At 71.8% G+C, this 16,776-nt stretch carries 15 protein-coding genes and 1 riboswitch; of the genes, 10 read left to right on the top strand and 5 right to left on the bottom strand.

Features of this window, described 5'->3' with window-relative positions:
- The first annotated feature begins 170 nt into the window (after positions 1–170).
- Positions 171–977 (top strand): carbon-nitrogen hydrolase family protein, encoded by an 807-nt coding sequence (locus ACIGEZ_RS09145; protein ID WP_399827795.1) that lies wholly within the window; start codon positions 171–173, stop codon positions 975–977.
- A gap of 62 nt (positions 978–1,039) precedes the next feature.
- Positions 1,040–2,734 carry a flavin monoamine oxidase family protein gene (locus ACIGEZ_RS09140; RefSeq protein ID WP_399827793.1) on the top strand — a complete coding sequence of 565 codons (1,695 nt, stop codon included), beginning with the start codon at positions 1,040–1,042 and terminating at the stop codon, positions 2,732–2,734.
- A gap of 4 nt (positions 2,735–2,738) precedes the next feature.
- Here the strand turns inward: ACIGEZ_RS09140 and ACIGEZ_RS09135 are convergent, their stop codons facing one another.
- The 3 genes from ACIGEZ_RS09135 to ACIGEZ_RS09125 form a co-directional block, all read right to left on the bottom strand.
- Positions 2,739–3,440 carry a DUF5995 family protein gene (locus tag ACIGEZ_RS09135; protein ID WP_399827790.1) on the bottom strand — a complete coding sequence of 234 codons (702 nt, stop codon included), beginning with the start codon at positions 3,438–3,440 and terminating at the stop codon, positions 2,739–2,741.
- A gap of 73 nt (positions 3,441–3,513) precedes the next feature.
- Positions 3,514–4,926, bottom strand: a complete 1,413-nt coding sequence (locus ACIGEZ_RS09130) for a uracil-xanthine permease family protein (RefSeq protein WP_399827788.1) — start codon at positions 4,924–4,926, stop codon at positions 3,514–3,516.
- A gap of 136 nt (positions 4,927–5,062) precedes the next feature.
- On the bottom strand, positions 5,063–6,283 hold the full coding sequence (locus ACIGEZ_RS09125; protein ID WP_399827784.1) for an MFS transporter: 1,221 nt from the start codon (positions 6,281–6,283) through the stop codon (positions 5,063–5,065).
- A 116-nt stretch (positions 6,284–6,399) separates the two neighbouring features.
- Here ACIGEZ_RS09125 and ACIGEZ_RS09120 point away from each other — a divergent pair, with 116 nt between their 5' ends.
- The gene (locus ACIGEZ_RS09120; protein ID WP_399827782.1) at positions 6,400–7,536 is read left to right on the top strand and encodes an ROK family transcriptional regulator; all 1,137 of its coding nucleotides are present in this window, start codon (positions 6,400–6,402) and stop codon (positions 7,534–7,536) included.
- A gap of 15 nt (positions 7,537–7,551) precedes the next feature.
- On the opposite strand, the gene ACIGEZ_RS09115 is transcribed toward ACIGEZ_RS09120, so the two are convergent.
- Both ACIGEZ_RS09115 and ACIGEZ_RS09110 read right to left on the bottom strand, forming a co-directional pair.
- Complete coding sequence (locus tag ACIGEZ_RS09115; RefSeq protein WP_399827780.1) at positions 7,552–8,301, bottom strand: SDR family oxidoreductase; 750 nt, start codon at positions 8,299–8,301, stop codon at positions 7,552–7,554.
- 154 nt (positions 8,302–8,455) lie between these two features.
- Positions 8,456–10,834 carry a chitinase C-terminal domain-containing protein gene (locus ACIGEZ_RS09110; RefSeq protein ID WP_399827777.1) on the bottom strand — a complete coding sequence of 793 codons (2,379 nt, stop codon included), beginning with the start codon at positions 10,832–10,834 and terminating at the stop codon, positions 8,456–8,458.
- A 255-nt stretch (positions 10,835–11,089) separates the two neighbouring features.
- A riboswitch (FMN riboswitch) is annotated at positions 11,090–11,219 on the top strand.
- A 179-nt stretch (positions 11,220–11,398) separates the two neighbouring features.
- Between ACIGEZ_RS09110 and ribD the strand changes: the two genes are divergently transcribed.
- The 7 genes from ribD to hisG are packed head-to-tail and all read left to right on the top strand — an operon-like array spanning position 11,399 to position 16,747.
- Complete coding sequence (gene ribD / locus ACIGEZ_RS09105) at positions 11,399–12,484, top strand: bifunctional diaminohydroxyphosphoribosylaminopyrimidine deaminase/5-amino-6-(5-phosphoribosylamino)uracil reductase RibD (RefSeq protein WP_399827775.1); 1,086 nt, start codon at positions 11,399–11,401, stop codon at positions 12,482–12,484.
- 2 nt (positions 12,485–12,486) lie between these two features.
- A complete protein-coding gene (locus ACIGEZ_RS09100; RefSeq protein WP_399827772.1) occupies positions 12,487–13,095 on the top strand; it encodes a riboflavin synthase in 609 nt (202 codons plus the stop codon).
- Positions 13,096–13,151: 56 nt separating this feature from the next.
- Positions 13,152–13,730, top strand: coding sequence for a nicotinamide riboside transporter PnuC (locus tag ACIGEZ_RS09095; protein WP_399828676.1), 579 nt, complete (start codon positions 13,152–13,154; stop codon positions 13,728–13,730).
- Positions 13,727–15,004, top strand: a complete 1,278-nt coding sequence (locus ACIGEZ_RS09090; protein ID WP_399827769.1) for a bifunctional 3,4-dihydroxy-2-butanone-4-phosphate synthase/GTP cyclohydrolase II — start codon at positions 13,727–13,729, stop codon at positions 15,002–15,004. Before ACIGEZ_RS09095 ends, ACIGEZ_RS09090 begins: the two co-directional genes overlap by 4 nt.
- A 54-nt stretch (positions 15,005–15,058) precedes the next feature.
- Positions 15,059–15,544 (top strand): 6,7-dimethyl-8-ribityllumazine synthase, encoded by a 486-nt coding sequence (ribH, locus tag ACIGEZ_RS09085; RefSeq protein ID WP_215071932.1) that lies wholly within the window; start codon positions 15,059–15,061, stop codon positions 15,542–15,544.
- Positions 15,545–15,577: 33 nt separating this feature from the next.
- Positions 15,578–15,850: a phosphoribosyl-ATP diphosphatase gene (locus ACIGEZ_RS09080; protein ID WP_399827766.1), complete on the top strand. Its 273-nt coding sequence runs from the start codon at positions 15,578–15,580 to the stop codon at positions 15,848–15,850.
- Between the two features lie 48 nt (positions 15,851–15,898).
- Entirely contained in the window at positions 15,899–16,747 is an 849-nt protein-coding gene (hisG, locus tag ACIGEZ_RS09075; RefSeq protein WP_399827763.1) for an ATP phosphoribosyltransferase, read from the top strand.
- The last annotated feature ends 29 nt before the right edge of the window (positions 16,748–16,776 follow it).

Below are 16,776 nucleotides of genomic sequence, written 5' to 3'. Positions count from 1 at the left end.
CAGGGGGTCAGACGGGGGTCGCAGGACCGCGCAACGAATCGCCGCGGCACCCACGGATCGCGCAACGGTTCGACGGTCGGTCCGCAACGGTCACGACTTGTCCGCGGCGAGCGCGAAACCGTACCGTTTTTGACGTCTTCCCCCTTTACTCCGGACCCCGAGGATCGCCGATGCCCGCGCTGCGCACCGCCCTGCTCCAAAGCTCCGGTGAGCTCGGTGACGTCGCCGCCAACCTGAAGCTCCTCGACGAGGCCGCCGCCCGCGCGGCCGCCGCCGGCGCCGGTCTGCTGCTCGCCCCCGAGCTCTTCCTGACCGGCTACGCCATCGGCGCCGACATCGCCCGCCTGGCCGAGCCGGCCGACGGCCCCTCCGCGCAGGCCGCCGCCGCGATCGCCGCCCGCCACGGCCTGGCCGTCGGCTACGGATACCCGGAGCGCGACACCGGGCAGCACGGCGTCCTGTACAACTCCGCCCAGCTCTTCGGCGCCGACGGCGCCGCGCTCGCGCACTACCGCAAGACGCACCTCTTCGGCGACTTCGAGCTGCGGTGGTTCACGCCCGGCGACGAGAGCGTGGTCCAGGCGGAGCTCGACGGCCTCACGGTCGGCCTGATGATCTGCTACGACGTCGAGTTCCCCGAGAACGTCCGGGCCCACGCGCTGGCCGGCACGGACCTCCTCCTGGTGCCGACCGCGCTGATGCACCCCGCCGAGATCGTCCCCGAGTCCGTCGTCCCGGTGCGCGCCTTCGAGAACCAGATCTACATCGCGTACGCCAACCGGACCGGCCCCGAGGGCGAGTTCGAGTTCGTCGGCCTGTCCACGCTCGCCGCCCCCGACGGCACCGCCCGGGCCCGCGCCGGGCGGGGCGAGGACCTCGTGTTCGGCGAGGTCGACCCGGCCTTCCTGACGGCCTCCCGCGAGCTCAACCCGTACCTCCGCGACCGCCGTCCCGGGCTCTACGGCCCCCTCGTCTGAGCCGCCCGCGCCGCCCCCGTCCTCCCCGCCTCACCCTTTTCCGTGCAAGGAGTCCGTACCCCATGACGTCCACGGTGCCCACCGCCGTCCAGCACACCGACGCGCAGCCGCCGATCACCATGTTCGGTCCGGACTTCCCGTACGCCTACGACGACTTCCTGGCCCACCCGGCCGGCCTCGGCCAGATACCCGCGACCGAGCACGGCACCGAGGTCGCCGTCATCGGCGGCGGTCTGTCGGGCATCATCGCCGCGTACGAGCTGATGAAGATGGGCCTCAAGCCCGTCGTCTACGAGGCCGACGAGATCGGCGGCCGGCTGCGCACCGTCGGCTTCGAGGGCCCGGAGACCGAGGGGCTGACCGCGGAGATGGGCGCGATGCGCTTCCCGCCCTCGTCCACCGCGCTCCAGCACTACATCGACCTGGTCGGCCTGGAGACCACGCCGTTCCCGAACCCGCTGTCCGAGGCCACCCCGTCGACCGTCGTCGACCTCAAGGGCGAGTCGCACTACGCGGAGACCATCGACGACCTGCCGCAGGTCTACCGTGACGTCGCCGCCGCCTGGAACGCCTGCCTGGACGAGGGCGCCGACTTCTCCGACATGAACCAGGCCATGCGCGAGCGGGACGTCCCGCGGATCCGCGAGATCTGGGCCAAGCTCGTCGAGAAGCTCGACAACCAGACCTTCTACGGCTTCCTGTGCGAGTCGGAGTCCTTCAAGTCCTTCCGGCACCGCGAGATCTTCGGCCAGGTCGGCTTCGGCACCGGCGGCTGGGACACCGACTTCCCCAACTCCATCCTGGAGATCCTCCGGGTCGTCTACACCGAGGCCGACGACCACCACCGCGGCATCGTGGGCGGCTCGCAGCAGCTGCCGCTGCGCCTGTGGGAGCGCGAGCCGGGGAAGATCGTCCACTGGGCCCAGGGCACCTCCCTGAGCTCCCTGCACGGCGGTACGCCGAAGCCGGCCGTGACCCGGCTGACCCGCGCCGCCGGCAACCGGATCACGGTCACCGACGCGTCCGGCGACATCCGCACGTACCAGGCGGCGATCTTCACCGCGCAGTCCTGGATGCTGCTCTCCAAGATCGCCTGCGACGACTCGCTCTTCCCGATCGACCACTGGACGGCGATCGAGCGCACCCACTACATGGAGTCGTCCAAGCTCTTCGTGCCCGTCGACCGGCCGTTCTGGCTGGACAAGGACGAGGAGACCGGCCGGGACGTCATGTCGATGACGCTGACCGACCGGATGACCCGTGGCACGTACCTCCTGGACGACGGCCCGGACAAGCCCGCCACCATCTGCCTCTCGTACACGTGGTGCGACGACAGCCTGAAGTGGCTGCCGCTGTCCGCGAACGAGCGGATGGAGGTCATGCTGAAGTCGCTCGGCGAGATCTACCCGAAGGTCGACATCCGCAAGCACATCATCGGCAACCCGGTGACCGTCTCCTGGGAGAACGAGCCCTACTTCATGGGCGCGTTCAAGGCCAACCTGCCGGGCCACTACCGCTACCAGCGGCGCCTGTTCACCCACTTCATGCAGGACCGGCTGCCCGAGGACAAGCGGGGCATCTTCCTCGCGGGCGACGACATCTCCTGGACGGCCGGCTGGGCCGAGGGCGCGGTGCAGACGGCGCTCAACGCGGTCTGGGGCGTGATGCACCACCTCGGCGGCGCCACCGACGCCACCAACCCGGGCCCGGGCGACGTGTACGACGAGATCGCCCCGGTCGAGCTGCCGGAGGACTGAGTCCTCAGGGGCGCGCGAGTGGGGTGAGCAGCATCCGCCCCACAAGCCCCACCGACCGGTCGAGGCGTTCGGCGAACTCCTCGGCCAGGTCGGGCAGCCGCCGCAGCTGCCACAGCGAGCGGGCGGCGAGCCAGGCCCCGTCGCGCGCCCGGTCCAGGCTCCAGCAGCCGAGCAGATGCGTGAGCGGGTCCGCGACCTCCAGGAGGTCCGGGCCCGGCATCAGTTCGTCCCGGATGCGCTCCTCCAGCAGGACCAGGATGTCGCCGACCCGGTCGAACTCGTCCTCCAGGTCCGCCGGCGCGCAGTCGAGCGTCCGGCAGGTGTCGACCACCGCGAGGGCCAGGTCGTGGCCGATGTGCGCGTTGATCCCGGCGAGCGCGAACTGCAGCGGCCGTACGCCGGGATGGCGGCGGTAGTGGAACAGCGGCCGCCAGCAGGCCGGGGCCGGAGCGCCGGTGGTGACGGCCTCGACGACCGCGAGATAGCGCTGGGCGAACCGTACGTCGAGCGTGGCGGCGGCCCGCCGGTCGGCGAAGGTACCCGCCTCGAGGGCGTGGCCGATCTCCTCGGTGACGGTCAGATAGACCCGGTTGAACACCGCGACCCCGTCGGCCGGGTGCCAGGCCGCACGGAAGGCCCGCATCCGGTCCACCACGGGGTCGACGGCGGTGAAGGGACCGACGGGGAGCTGCTGCGTCTGCGCCATGGGTGCAGCGTGGCAGCCGGAGAGCCGGACGGAAGGATTCCGCCGCCCGGCTTCCCCAGAACGGGCGAATCGGTTACGGCTTCGCTGCCGGCTCCCCGCCCGGAGTGCTTCCGGAGCCGCCCTCGTACGAGCTGGTACCGGAGTCGAGCAGGGGTTCCTGCTGCTTGAGGTGGGCCGGGGCGAAGGCGCGCAGCACGTGATAGCCGGTGATGACGACCAGCGTGCCGAGCGCGATGCCGCCGAGCTCGAAGGTGTCGGTGAAGGTGAGCTTCACCCCGCCGACGCCGATGATGATGCCGGCCGCGGCGGGCACCAGGTTGAGCGGGTTGCGCAGGTCGACCTTGGCGTTGATCCAGATCTGGGCGCCGAGCAGGCCGATCATGCCGTAGAGGATCACGGTGATGCCGCCGAGCACGCCGCCCGGGATCGCGGCGACGACCGCGCCGAACTTGGGGCACAGGCCGAAGAGCAGCGCGAAGCCGGCCGCGGCCCAGTAGGCGGCGGTGGAGTAGACCCGGGTGGCGGCCATCACGCCGATGTTCTCGGAGTACGTGGTGTTCGGCGGGCCGCCCACGGCGGTGGAGAGCACCGAGGCGGCGCCGTCGGCCGCGATGGCGGTGCCGAGCCGGTCGTCCAGCGGGTCGCCGGTCATCTCGCCGACGGCCTTGACGTGTCCGGCGTTCTCGGCGATCAGCGCGATGACCACGGGCAGCGCGACGAGGATCGCGGACCACTCGAAGCTGGGGCCGTGGAACGAGGGCAGGCCGACCCAGTCGGCCTTGGACACGCCGGACAGGTCGAGCCGCCAGTGGTCGGTGACCTGGCCGCCCGGGGACAACGAGTGGATCCGGCCGAAGACCAGGTCGAAGACCCAGGAGATGCCGTAGCCGAAGATCAGGCCGAGGAAGATCGCGATGCGCGACCAGAATCCGCGCAGACAGACCACGGCGAGACCGGTGAACAGCATCACCAGCAGGGCGGTCCACTGGTCCTGCGGCCAGTAGGTGGCGGCGGTGACCGGGGCCAGGTTGAAGCCGATCAGCATGACCACGGCGCCGGTGACGATCGGCGGCATGGCCGCGTGGATGATCCGCGCGCCGAACCTCCGCACCGCCAGACCCGCGAGGAACAGCACCGCGCCGACCACGAGGACCGCGCCCGTCACGGTGGCGCTGGTGCCGCCGGAGGCCCGGATCGCGGCGGCGACGCCCACGAAGGAGAGCGAGCAGCCGAGGTAGGAGGGGACCGTGCCCCGGGTCGCGAGCAGGAAGATCACGGTCGCGACACCGGACATCATGATCGCGAGGTTCGGGTCGAGGCCCATGAGCACCGGGGCCACGAACGAGGCGCCGAACATGGCCACCACGTGCTGGGCGCCGAGCCCGATCGTACGGGGCCAGGACAGCCGCTCGTCGGGCCGGACGACGGCTCCTGGGGCGGGTGTCCTCCCGTCGCCGTGCAGGGTCCAGCGCACGCCGAGGCTCATGTGGTCGCTCCAGTTCTCCGGGTTCCGTGGCCGAATCGGGCCGTACGGGGCGGTACGAGGTCGTACCGGGCCGTGCTGGCCGTACGTGGCCGAGTCCGGGCCGTAAAAGATCAGCCATATGGTAAGCCGTGACCGGTCAGCGGACCCCTTCCCGGGCCCCCGCCCCGGCGGTCTCCGCGACCGTGCCGCCGCCCGTCCGCGCGCCCGCACGCAATACCCCCGCACCCAGGACCAGACCGAAGGTCAGCAGCGTGACCAGGCCGAAGGAGAAGAGCAGCGAGGTCGCGTCCGCCATGCCGCCGATCGCCGAGGGGGCGATGAGACCCGAGGTGTACGTGATGGTGGCGACGCCCGCGATGGCCTGGCTGGGATTCGGCCCGCTGCGGCCCGCTGCGGCGAAGGCGAGCGGGACGACGACCGCGACCCCGAGGCCGATGAGACCGAATCCGGCCATCGCGAGGGCCGCGTGCGGGGCGAACACCACGAGCAGCCCGCCGGCCGTGGCGGCCAGGCCCCCGACCCGTACCGTGCGCACCGCCCCGAAGCGGTCCACGACCCGGTCGCCGACCAGCCGTGCGACGGCCATGGTGAGGGCGAAGGCGGTGGTCGACGCGGCGGCGAGACCCGCCGACGTGCCCAGCTCGTCCTTGAGGTAGACCGCCGACCAGTCCAGGCTCGCGCCCTCGGCGAAGACCCCGCAGAAGCCGATCGCGCCGATCACCAGGGCCGACTTCGGGGGCAGCGAGAAGCGCGGTGGCGCCGCCTCGTCGGGCGCGCTCCGCAGGTCCAGCACACCCTGGCAGAAGAAGACGCCGAGGACGGTGAGGACCAGGGCGGCGATCAGGTGGTGGAGCCGGGCGTCTCCGCCGAGGTGGGCGGCGACGGTGCCGGCCGCCGAGCCGAGCAGGGCGCCCGCGCTCCACATGCCGTGCAGGCTGGACATGATCGAGCGGCCGAGCCGGTTCTCGGTCTCCACGCCGAGCGCGTTCATCGCCACGTCGGACATGCCGGCGGTGGCGCCGTACACGAGCAGGGCCGCGCACAGGCCGTACACGTTCGGCGCGAGCGAGGGCAGGGTCAGCGCCAGCGTCCACAGGACGAGCAGCCCGCGCAACGCCGTACGGGCGCCGAAGCGGTGGCTGATCGCGCCGGCCAGCGGCATCGCGAGGGAGGCGCCGATCGCGGGGAAGGCGAGCGCGAGCCCGAGCTGGCCGGCGCCGACGCCGGCGTGCTCCTGGATCCAGGGGATGCGGGTCGCGAAGCTGCCCGTGACCGCGCCGTGGACGCAGAAGACCGCGGCGACGGCGAACCGGGCCCGCCGCAGCCGCTGGGTGGTGAAGACGGTTCCGTCCGCCATGGGGTGCCCTCCCCGGGGTGGTGGGTGCTGCTCGGCGCGTAAACTATCAGGAACCCTGCCTGATAAATAGTGGGTCGTCGTCGGGCACCCCCCCGAACGTCTGAGAGGATCGCCGCATGGCCGCATCCCCGAGCACCGCCCGGGCCATCAACGACCGGCTCGCCCTGCGCCTGCTCCAGGACGAAGGCCCGTTGACGGCGACCCAGCTCAAGACGCTCACCGGACTCTCCCGGCCCACCGTCGCCGACCTCGTCGAACGGCTCCGGGGCTCCGGACTCGTCCACGTCGTCGGCGAGTCCGGCGCCGAGCGCCGCGGCCCCAACGCCAAGCTGTACGGGATCGTCGCCGACCGCGCCCACCTCGCCGCCCTCGACGTGCGCACCCGCTCCGTCTCCGTCGTCGTCGCCGACCTGCTCGGCACCACCCTCGCCGAGGCGACCCTGCCCATCGGCGACGCCGCCGCGCCGGGACCCGCCGCCGACCAGGCCGTCGCCCTCCTCGAACGCACCGCGCACGAGGCCGGCGCCGCCCGGCTGCACAGCGTCGCGGTCGGCGCGCCCGGCCTCATCGACCCCGCCACCCGCGAGCTGCGCGACACCGCCAAGCTCCCCGAATGGCACCGGCGGCTGATCTCCGCCCTCCAGGACCGGCTGCCCGCCACCGTCCTCGTCGAGAACGAGGTCAACCTGGCCGCCGTCGCCGAACTGCGCGAGGGCACCGCCCACGACGGCCGGGACACCTTCGTGCTCCTCTGGCTCGGCCAGGGCATCGGCGCCGCCGTCGTCCTCGACGGGCGACTGCGCCGCGGCGCCTCCGGCGGAGCGGGCGAGATCGGCTTCCTGCCCGTACCGGGAACCTCCGGGCTGCCCTCCGCGCACGGCTGCGACGGCGGCTTCGACGAGCTGGCCTGCGCAGCGGCGGTCGCCACCCTCGCCCGCGCGCACGGGCTCGACCCGGCCGGCGCCCTCGAATCCGGCGACGAACCCTTCCTCGACGCCCTCGCCGAGCGCCTGGCCATCGGCGCGGCCTCGGTCGCCGCCGTCCTCGACCCCGGCTGCGTCGTCCTCGGCGGCGAGACCGGCCACCGCGGCGGCCCCGACCTCGCCGCCCGCGTCGAGGCCCGGCTCGCCAGGCTCTCCCCGCTGCGCACCGAGGTCCGCGCCACCACCCTCGGCGACGCCGCCATCCTGCGCGGAGCCCTGCTGACCGCCCGGGACGCGGCCCAGGACGCGCTGTTCCCGTCGGGCACCTGACGCGTCGGACACCACCTAGGCGCCGTGCGGGCTGAACCGCTCCGCCAGGAACTCCTCGAAGGTCACCCGCCCCACCGCCCGGTCCGGTGCCAGATGGCCGCCGCGCCGCAGCCCCCGGTAGACCCTGCCGGGCAGGGGCACCTCCACCAGGCGCCTGTTGCGGCCGCTGGCCCGCAGGTAGGAGCGGGCGAGCTCGGCGAACGTACGGATCTCCGGGCCGCCCATGTCCCCCACCCGGCCCGCCGGCGGCCCGAGGGCCAGCTGGGCGAGGCGCGCGGCGGCCTCCGTCACCTCCAGCGGCTGGTCGCGGACGTCCTTGGGCAGCAGCATCACCGGCGGCTTCGCGAGGCCCTGGAGCAGCTGGAGCACCAGGTCGTGGAAGTGGGCCGTGCGCAGCAGGGTCCACTCGATGCCGGACTCGCGGATCATGCGCTCCACCGCGTACTTGGTCCGGAAGTAGCCGAGCGGCACCCGGTCCACGCCGATGATCGAGATGTACAGCAGATGCGGCACTCCGGCCCGCCGCGCGGCCTCGATCAGGGTGCGGGCGGCGTCCTTGTCGCCGCGCCGGATGTTGGTGCAGTGGACCACCGCGTCCACCCCGTCGACCGCCCGGTCGAGCAGGGGGCCGCCGCGCCGCAGGTCCACCGCGTACGGGGGTGAGTGCCTGCTGAGCACCCGCACCTCGTGGCCGTCCGCGCGCAGCCGGTCGCAGACGGGCCGGCCGAGCGTTCCCGTGCCACCGGTCACCAGGATCGTGGTCATGCCTCAAGCGTGAACGCCTTCGCCGCGGCCCGCACATGCGGACCGCGGCGAGGCGGGGAGGGACCCGGCGGCGGCAAGGGCCGTGAGAACCGCCGCCGGGGGTCGGCGGGGCCGGGGGATGCCTAGGGGATCACGGGGGATGACCTCCAGGGGATCAGCAGGCGCCCTGGTCCTTCCAGACGCCCCAGTCACCGGTTGTGCCCGGCTCCTCGTTCTGGGTCCACCACTGGGCGAGCCACTTGTGGCCCTTGTGGGAGACGACCGTGCCGCCGGTGTAGACCGTGCCGGCCACGTACGCCGGGGCGGTGCAGCCGGTGGGCGGCGTCGTCGGCGGGGTCGTGGGCGGGGTGGTCGGAGGCGTCGTCGGCGGGGTGGTGGGCGGCGTCGTGGGCGGGGTGGTCGGCGGGGTGGTCGTGCCCGGCTCCACCACCGAGGTGCCGCGGGCCAGGTCGCCGGCGAGCGCGTACGCCGTGCCGTTGATGTTCACCGTCCAGTTCGACGGGGTCGAGACCGGCAGGTAGTAGTTGAACGCCAGGTCGACGCTCGCGCCCGGGGCGAGCGACTGCCAGGCCGGGAGCTTCAGGGAGACCCGGTGGAAGTCGCCCTTCAGGCCGCCCACGTTGCTGCCCGTGTGGTCGCTGCTGATCACCTTGGCGCCGAAGCCGGACTGGTCGGAGGCGTTGCCCGGCGCCGCGGTCGCGTAGTCGAACTGGAACTCGGTGCCGCCCGGCAGCGCCGTCTGCGTGTTGTTGGTGATCTTGATCTTGGGGGTGATCGGGTAGTTGGAGTCGCCCAGCTTGAACTCGGTGAACTCCACGCCGACGTTCACGGCCTGCGCGGGCAGCGTCGCGTTGGACTTCTTCGCGCCGTACGGGGTGGCCGCCCTGAACTTGTCGTACATCAGCGAGGTGAGCGTGGAGCCCATCTCGTACTGGCCCTTGGACGCGTTCCAGGCGTAGTCGCCCGCCATCTCCCAGACCATCGTGCCGCCGATGCCGCGGCTGACCACGTAGTCGGCCTTGGCGGCCACCGACTGCTCGTCCTCGGTGGACAGGAAGACCTTCTTCTGGGCGTTCCACAGCCACGGGGCGACCAGGGTCGCGTCGTACTTGCGGGCGTAGGTGCCGGTCAGCGTGGTGTTCGCGGGGAAGCCGTACCGGGTGACGTAGTCGCCGACGATCCCCTTCTCCAGGTTCTTGGCGTGCCACATCGGGTTGGAACCGGCGGGCGACTCCTGCCCGTTGGTGTCCTTGTCGTGCCACAGGTTGTCGATGCCGACGGCGCCGTCACCGCACTTGGTCAGGCCCGCGCCCGCCGGGCAGGTGGTCGCACTGGCCTTGCCCCACAGGCCGTCGGTGCCGCCCTGGACGTTCTTGTGGCCGCGGGTGTAATAGGGCAGGCCGATGTTGATCCGGCCGGCCGGCATGGAGCCGCGGAAGTAGTGGTAGGCCCAGTCGGTGTTGAGGTAGCCGATGCCGCCGTACTGCTGGCTGCCGTAGACGCCGGCGGCGGCGAGCTCGCCGTCCTTGCCGTCGTCGAAGAGGGAGGCGTTGGGGCCGGCGTACTCGTTCCACGCGCCGTGCAGGTCGTAGGACATGATGTTGACGTAGTCCAGATACTTCTGCATCTGGAAGGTCTCCATGCCGCGCAGCAGATAGCCCGAGGAGGGCGCGGCGACGGTCAGCAGGTAGTGCTTCCCGTCGGCGGCGCCGGCCCGGTCGAGCTTGTCGCGCAGCGACTTCATGAGCGCCGCGTAGCTCTGGACGAGGCCCGCGCGGCGCCCGTTGGCGAGCTGCCAGTCGAGCGGGTTGCCGGCGTCCTTCATGGTCGTCGGGTACTCGTAGTCGATGTCGACGCCGTTGAAGCCGTACTTCCGGATGAAGTCGACGGCGGAGTTCGCGAACGTGTCGATCCCGGCCTGGTTGACCGACCCGTCGGCGTTGGTCGCCATCGAGTAGAAGCCGCCGGAGTTCACCCGGGCGCCGTTGTCGTCGAAGTAGCCGCCGGTCTCCGCCCATCCGCCGACCGAGATCAGCGTCTTGACGTTCGGGTGCTGCTTCTTGAACTTGTTGAGCAGGTTGAAGTGGCCCTTGTAGGCGTACGCCGGATCCATCTCGGCACCGGTGACACCGGGCCAGGTCATCCCGGTGGCCGCGTTGCCCGGGCCGTCCGTGCCGACCGACAGCTTGTTGTCGGAACCGATGTGTCCGAAGGCGTAGTTGATGTGGGTGATCTTGTCCCACGGGATGTCGCTGGCGAGGTAGGCGGGCTCGCCGTTCTTCCCGGTGCGCCAGCCGGTGAAGTAGCCGATGACGCGGCGCTGGTGGTCCGCGCCCATCTTCTCGCGGCCCTCGGTGTCGTAGACCGAGCAGTACGGGACGTCGACGCCCGGGGTCTTGAAGAGGCCGTCGGGGCGACAGGACTCGTTGTCGGCCGCGTACGAGACGCCGCCGGAGAGGGAGCTGACCAGCAGCCCGGCGACGGCCGCGCCGGACGCGAGCAGCGAGGCTCTCTTCTTCGTGGGGGACAGCACGATCGGTTCCTCCAGGGGAGGTCGGCAGTACACAACGAACAAAGGGGTGGGTCGTGTCGGGCCCGTGGAGTGCGCACACCGGCGGGCCGTACCTCGGAGGTGACACGGAGATTAAGAGGACTAGACCAGTGCGTCAATAGGTCTGGACCATCGAAGGATTCCGTGACAGGCTCATGGCGGGTTTGTGAGTCAGCCCACAGGGATTCACCCGCATGGCCGGTCCCCGTCCGTGGCACACTGGCCCTGTATCAGCAGCAGCGCACTCCGGGGTCGGTGTAATTCCGAACCGGCGGTATAGTCCGCGACCCGTCCGCAGCCAGCGGCCGGTTGACCAGGTGAGATTCCTGGACCGACGGTGAAAGTCCGGATGGGAGGCAGTGCGCGGCGGGCGACCCCTCATCCGGGGGGTGTGCCGGCCGTACGTCCGCTGGTCGCCGTACCGTCACCGGTTTCCGGCGTCCCCAGGGGGCTCGGCCTCGGCGCACCCTGCGCGAGGCGTCGTATCCGCTCTCTGTCGTCATCGACAGGCCCCGGAGTCCGTGCCCGAAGAGGCAGGAGGACCCGGTGGCCACGCCAGCCGACATCACCGCCATGCGACGCGCGATCGCGCTCGCCGCCCGCGGTCTCGGCTCCACCAGCCCCAACCCGGTCGTCGGCTGCGTCATCACCGACGCCTCCGGCCACCAGGTCGGCGAGGGCTTCCACCAGCGCGCCGGCGGCCCGCACGCCGAGGTCCACGCCCTGCGCGCGGCCGGCGTCCTGGCCCGCGGCGGCACCGCCTACGTCACCCTCGAACCCTGCAACCACACCGGCCGCACCGGCCCCTGCGCCCAGGCGCTGATCGAGGCCGGCATCAGCCGGGTCGTCTACGCCGTCGGCGACCCGAACCCGCAGGCCACCGGCGGCGCCGACACCCTGCGTGCCGCCGGGACCGAGGTCGAGGCCGGGGTCCTGCACGACGAGGCCGAGGCCGGCAACATCGCCTGGCTCACCTCCGTACGCCACGGCCGGCCCTTCGTCCGCTGGAAGTACGCCGCCACCCTCGACGGCCGGATCGCCGCCGCCGACGGCACCTCACGCTGGATCAGCTCCCCCGAGTCCCGCGCCGACGTCCACCGGCTGCGCGCCGAGTCCGACGCCGTCGTCGTCGGCTCCGGTACCGCCCGCGCCGACGACCCCCACCTCGCCGTACGCGGCGTCGAAGGCGTCGTCCAGCCGCTGCGGGTCGTCGTCGACACCGAGGCCACCGCCGTCAAGCCCGGCGCCCGCGTCCTGGACGACGCCGCGCCCACCCTGATCGCGGTCGCCGAGGACGCCCGGACCACCCTCACGGACGTCGTCCGCCTCCCCAGGGCCACCGGGGGCGGCCTGTCCGTCCCCGCCCTCCTGGCCGCCCTCCACGAGCGCGGCGTCCGTTCCGTACTCCTGGAAGGCGGCCCCACCCTCGCGGGCGCCTTCCTCGCCGCGGGCGCCGTCGACCAGGTCGTCGGCTACCTCGCCCCGGTCCTGCTCGGCGCGGGCCCGCAGGCCCTCGCCGGCGCCGGAATCACCACCATCGCCGATGCGTTGCGGCTCGACGTCACCGAGACCGTGCGCATCGGATCCGACATCCGCATCACCGCCGTGCCCGTCACTGCCAAGGGAGCCTGACCGTGTTCACCGGAATCGTCGAAGAGCTGGGCGAGGTCGTCGCAGTCGAGCAGCTGGCGGACGCCTCCCGCTTCCGCCTGCGCGGCCCCCTGGTCACGGAGGGCGCCCAGCACGGCGACTCCATCGCCGTCAACGGTGTCTGTCTCACGGTCGTCGAGTTCGGCGACGGCGAGTTCACCGCCGACGTCATGGCCGAGACCCTTCTGCGCTCCTCCCTCGGCGCCCTCGAGGTCGGCTCCCGCGTCAACCTGGAGCGGCCCATGGCCGTCGGCGGCCGCCTCGGCGGCCACATCGTCCAGGGCCACGTCGACGGCACCGGCAGCATCCTGGAGCGCATCCCCTCCGAGCACTGGGAGATCGTCAAGGTCGCCCTGCCCGCCCCGCTCTCCCGCTACGTCGTCGAGAAGGGCTCCATCACCGTCGACGGCGTCAGCCTCACCGTCGTCGAGGCCGCCGACGACTACTTCACCATCAGCCTCATCCCCACCACCCTCGCCCTGACCACGCTCGGCCTGAAGCAGCCCGGCGACCCGGTCAACCTCGAGGTCGACGTCATCGCCAAGTACGTCGAGCGCCTGCTCGGCCCGAACGCCCAGGAGACCGTCAAGTGAACTGGCTCAACTCCGAGGCGTTCACCGCCTTCGGCCAGCACATCCTGTGGTCCGACATGATCGGCAACACGATCGGCCTGATAGCCCTGGCCCTCGGCTGGCGCCGCTCCGTCCTCACCTGGCCCGCCCAGCTGCTCTCCGGCGTCATCCTCGTCGGCGCCTACGCCTCCGCCCACCTCAGCGGCGGCGTCGGCAAGCAGCTCCTGGTCATCGGCGTCGCCGTCTGGGGCTGGCGCCAGTGGACCCGCGGCCGGCAGCAGGCCCAGGACGGCTCCATCGCCGTCCGCTTCGCCACCTGGAAGGAGCGCGGACTGCTCCTGGCCGGCGCGGCCCTCGGCACCCTCGCCGTCGGCGGACTCTTCACCCTCTACCCGTCGCTCTCCTGGAGCCCGTGGGCCGACGCGTACATCTTCGTCGGCACCCTCGTCGCGATGGTCGCCCAGGCCCGCGGCCTGGTCGAGTTCTGGTTCGCCTGGCTCCTCGTCGACCTCGTCGGCGTGCCGCTCGCCTTCAACAGCGGCCTCGCCTTCTCCGGCCTCGTCTACGTCATCTACTTCGCCCTCGTCATCTGGGGCATGCGCGACTGGTGGCTCCGGACGCGTACGACCTCTGCACTGGAAGGAGCCCACGCATGAGTGCGCTGCCTCTCTGGGACGCCACCGATCTCGCCCTCGACCCCGTCGAGCAGGCCATCCGCGACATCGCCGCGGGCCGCCCCGTCGTCGTCGTCGACGACGAGGACCGCGAGAACGAAGGCGACCTCGTCATCGCCGCCGAGAAGGCCACCCCCGAAGTCGTCGCCTTCATGATGAGCGAGTGCCGCGGCCTGATCTGCGCCCCCATGGAGGGCGACGAACTGGAGCGCCTCCAGCTGCCGCAGATGGTCGACCACAACACCGAGTCGATGAAGACCGCGTTCACCGTCTCCGTCGACGCCTCCGCCGCCCACGGCGTCACGACCGGCATCTCCGCCGCCGACCGCGCCACCACCCTGCGCATGCTCGCGAGCGGCCACCACGAGCCGGGCGACTTCGTCCGCCCCGGCCACATCTTCCCGCTGCGCGCCAAGCCCGGCGGCGTGCTCGCCCGCAACGGCCACACCGAGGCCGCCGTCGACCTCGCCCGCCTCGCCGGGCTCCGTCCGGCCGGCGCGATCGTCGAGATCGCCGGCGAGGACGGCGTCATGCTGCGGCTGCCCGAGCTCGTCCCCTTCGCCCGCAAGCACGGCCTGACGATCATCTCCATCGAGGACCTGATCGCCTACCGCCGCTCCGCCGAACCGACCGTCCGCCGCGAGGCCGAGGTCCAGCTGCCCACCCGGCACGGCGACTTCACCGCGTACGGCTACCGCTCCACCGTCGACGGCGTCGAACACGTCGCCCTCGTCCACGGCGAGCTCGGCGACGGCGAGGACATCCTGGTCCGCGTCCACTCCGAGTGCCTGACCGGCGACATCTTCCACTCGCTGCGCTGCGACTGCGGCCCCCAGCTGGAAGCCTCCATGGACCGCATCACCGAGGCCGGCCGCGGCGTCGTCGTCTACCTGCGCGGCCACGAGGGCCGCGGCATCGGCCTGCTGTCCAAGCTGCGCGCGTACGAGCTCCAGGAGCGCGGCCGCGACACCCTCGACGCCAACCTGGAACTCGGCCTGCCCGCCGACGCCCGCGACTACGCGGCCGGCGCGCAGATCCTCGCCGACCTCGGCGTCCGCAGCCTGCGCCTGATGACCAACAACCCCGACAAGATCGACGCCCTCACCCGGCACGGCCTGAGGGTCGAGGGCCGCGAGCCCATGCCCGTCCAGGCCGGCGAGCACAACCTCCGCTACCTGCGCACCAAGCGGGACCGGATGGGCCACGACCTGCCCTGGCTGGACGGCTCCCCGGCCGCCACCTGCGGCAACCAGTAGTCCCCTGCTTTTCGTACGGTTCACGGCTTCAAAGTTCAAGGTTCAAGGAGAGACATGAGCGGCAAGGGCGCACCCGTCCTCAGCGTGAAGAACTGCGGCGACCTCCGGGTCGCCGTCATCGCGGCCCAGTGGCACGAGAAGATCATGGACGGGCTCGTCGACGGCGCCCTGCGCGCCCTGCACGAGCTCGGCATCGACGAGCCCACCCTGCTGCGCGTCCCCGGCAGCTTCGAGCTCCCGGTCGTGGCGAAGGTCCTCGCCGGGCGCGGCTACGATGCCATCGTGGCCCTCGGCGTCGTCATCCGCGGCGGAACCCCGCACTTCGAGTACGTGTGCCAGGGCGTCACCCACGGCCTCACCCAGGTCTCGATCGACACCGGCGTACCCGTCGGATTCGGCGTCCTGACCGTGGACAACGAGGAGCAGGCCCTGGACCGGGCCGGCCTCGAAGGGTCGAGCGAGGACAAGGGCCACGAGGCCGTCACCGCCGCCGTCGCCACCGCGACCACGCTGCGCACGGTCAGCGAACCCTGGCGCTGAGTGCAGATGCCCACCCCGTAGTCTTAGGACATCATGGCGAACAAAACCTTCGAAGAGCTCTTCGCCGAGCTCAAGCACAAGGCCGAGAACGGCGACCCGGCGACCTCCCGCACCGCGGAACTGGTCGGCAAGGGCGTCCATGCCATCGGCAAGAAGGTCGTCGAGGAGGCCGCCGAGGTCTGGATGGCCGCCGAGTACGAGGGCAAGGAAGCCGCCGCCGAGGAGATCTCGCAGCTGCTGTACCACGTCCAGGTGATGATGGTCGCCCGCGGGATCTCGCTCGACGACGTCTACGCCCACCTCTGAGCACGTCCCCCAAGAAACCCCCCGTCCGAGGCAAAGGAAGCCCACCCCATGCTGCGCATCGCCGTCCCCAACAAGGGTTCACTCTCCGGACCTGCGATGGAGATGCTCCATGAGGCGGGCTACCGGCAGCGCAAGGAGTCCAAGGAACTCGTCACCGTCGACCCGGAGAACGAGGTGGAGTTCTTCTACCTCCGCCCCAAGGACATCGCGATCTACGTGGCGTCCGGCCGGCTCGACATCGGCATCACCGGTCGCGACCTGCTCCTGGACTCCGGCGCCAACGCCGAGGAGATCCTGCCGCTGAACTTCGGCCGGTCCACCTTCCGCTACGCCACCCGCCCCGGCACCGCGAAGGGCCCCGGGGACTTCCACGGGATGACGATCGCCACCTCCTACGAGGGCATCGTCGCCAAGCACCTCGCCGAGCAGGGCGTCGACGCGTCCGTCGTCCACCTCGACGGCGCCGTCGAGACCGCGATCCAGCTGGGCGTCGCCGAGATCATCGCCGACGTCGTCGAGACCGGCACCAGCCTGCGCAACGCCGGCCTCGAGGTCATCGGCGAGCCGATCCTCACCTCCGAGGCCGTCGTCGTACGCCGCACCGGCGCCCCCGGCGACGACCCGAAGGTCCAGCAGTTCCTGCGCCGCCTGCAGGGCGTCCTCGTCGCCCGCAGCTACGTGATGATGGACTACGACTGCCGCGCCGAGCACCTGGAGGAGGCCGTCGCCCTCACCCCGGGCCTCGAGTCGCCCACCGTCTCGCCGCTCCACAACGAGGGCTGGGTCGCCGTCCGCGCCATGGTCCCCGCCAAGGAGGCGCAGAAGGTCATGGACGACCTGTACGAGCTGGGTGCCCGCGCCATCCTCACGACGGCCATCCACGCCTGCCGCCTCTGAACCCGCCTCGGCCCCCCGCAGGAAACGCG

It is taken from the genome of Streptomyces sp. NPDC085481 (assembly GCF_044541845.1).
Classification (GTDB): domain Bacteria; phylum Actinomycetota; class Actinomycetes; order Streptomycetales; family Streptomycetaceae; genus Streptomyces.
Note: the sequence above shows the minus strand (reverse complement) of the source record. Positions and strands in the feature narration are given on the sequence as shown.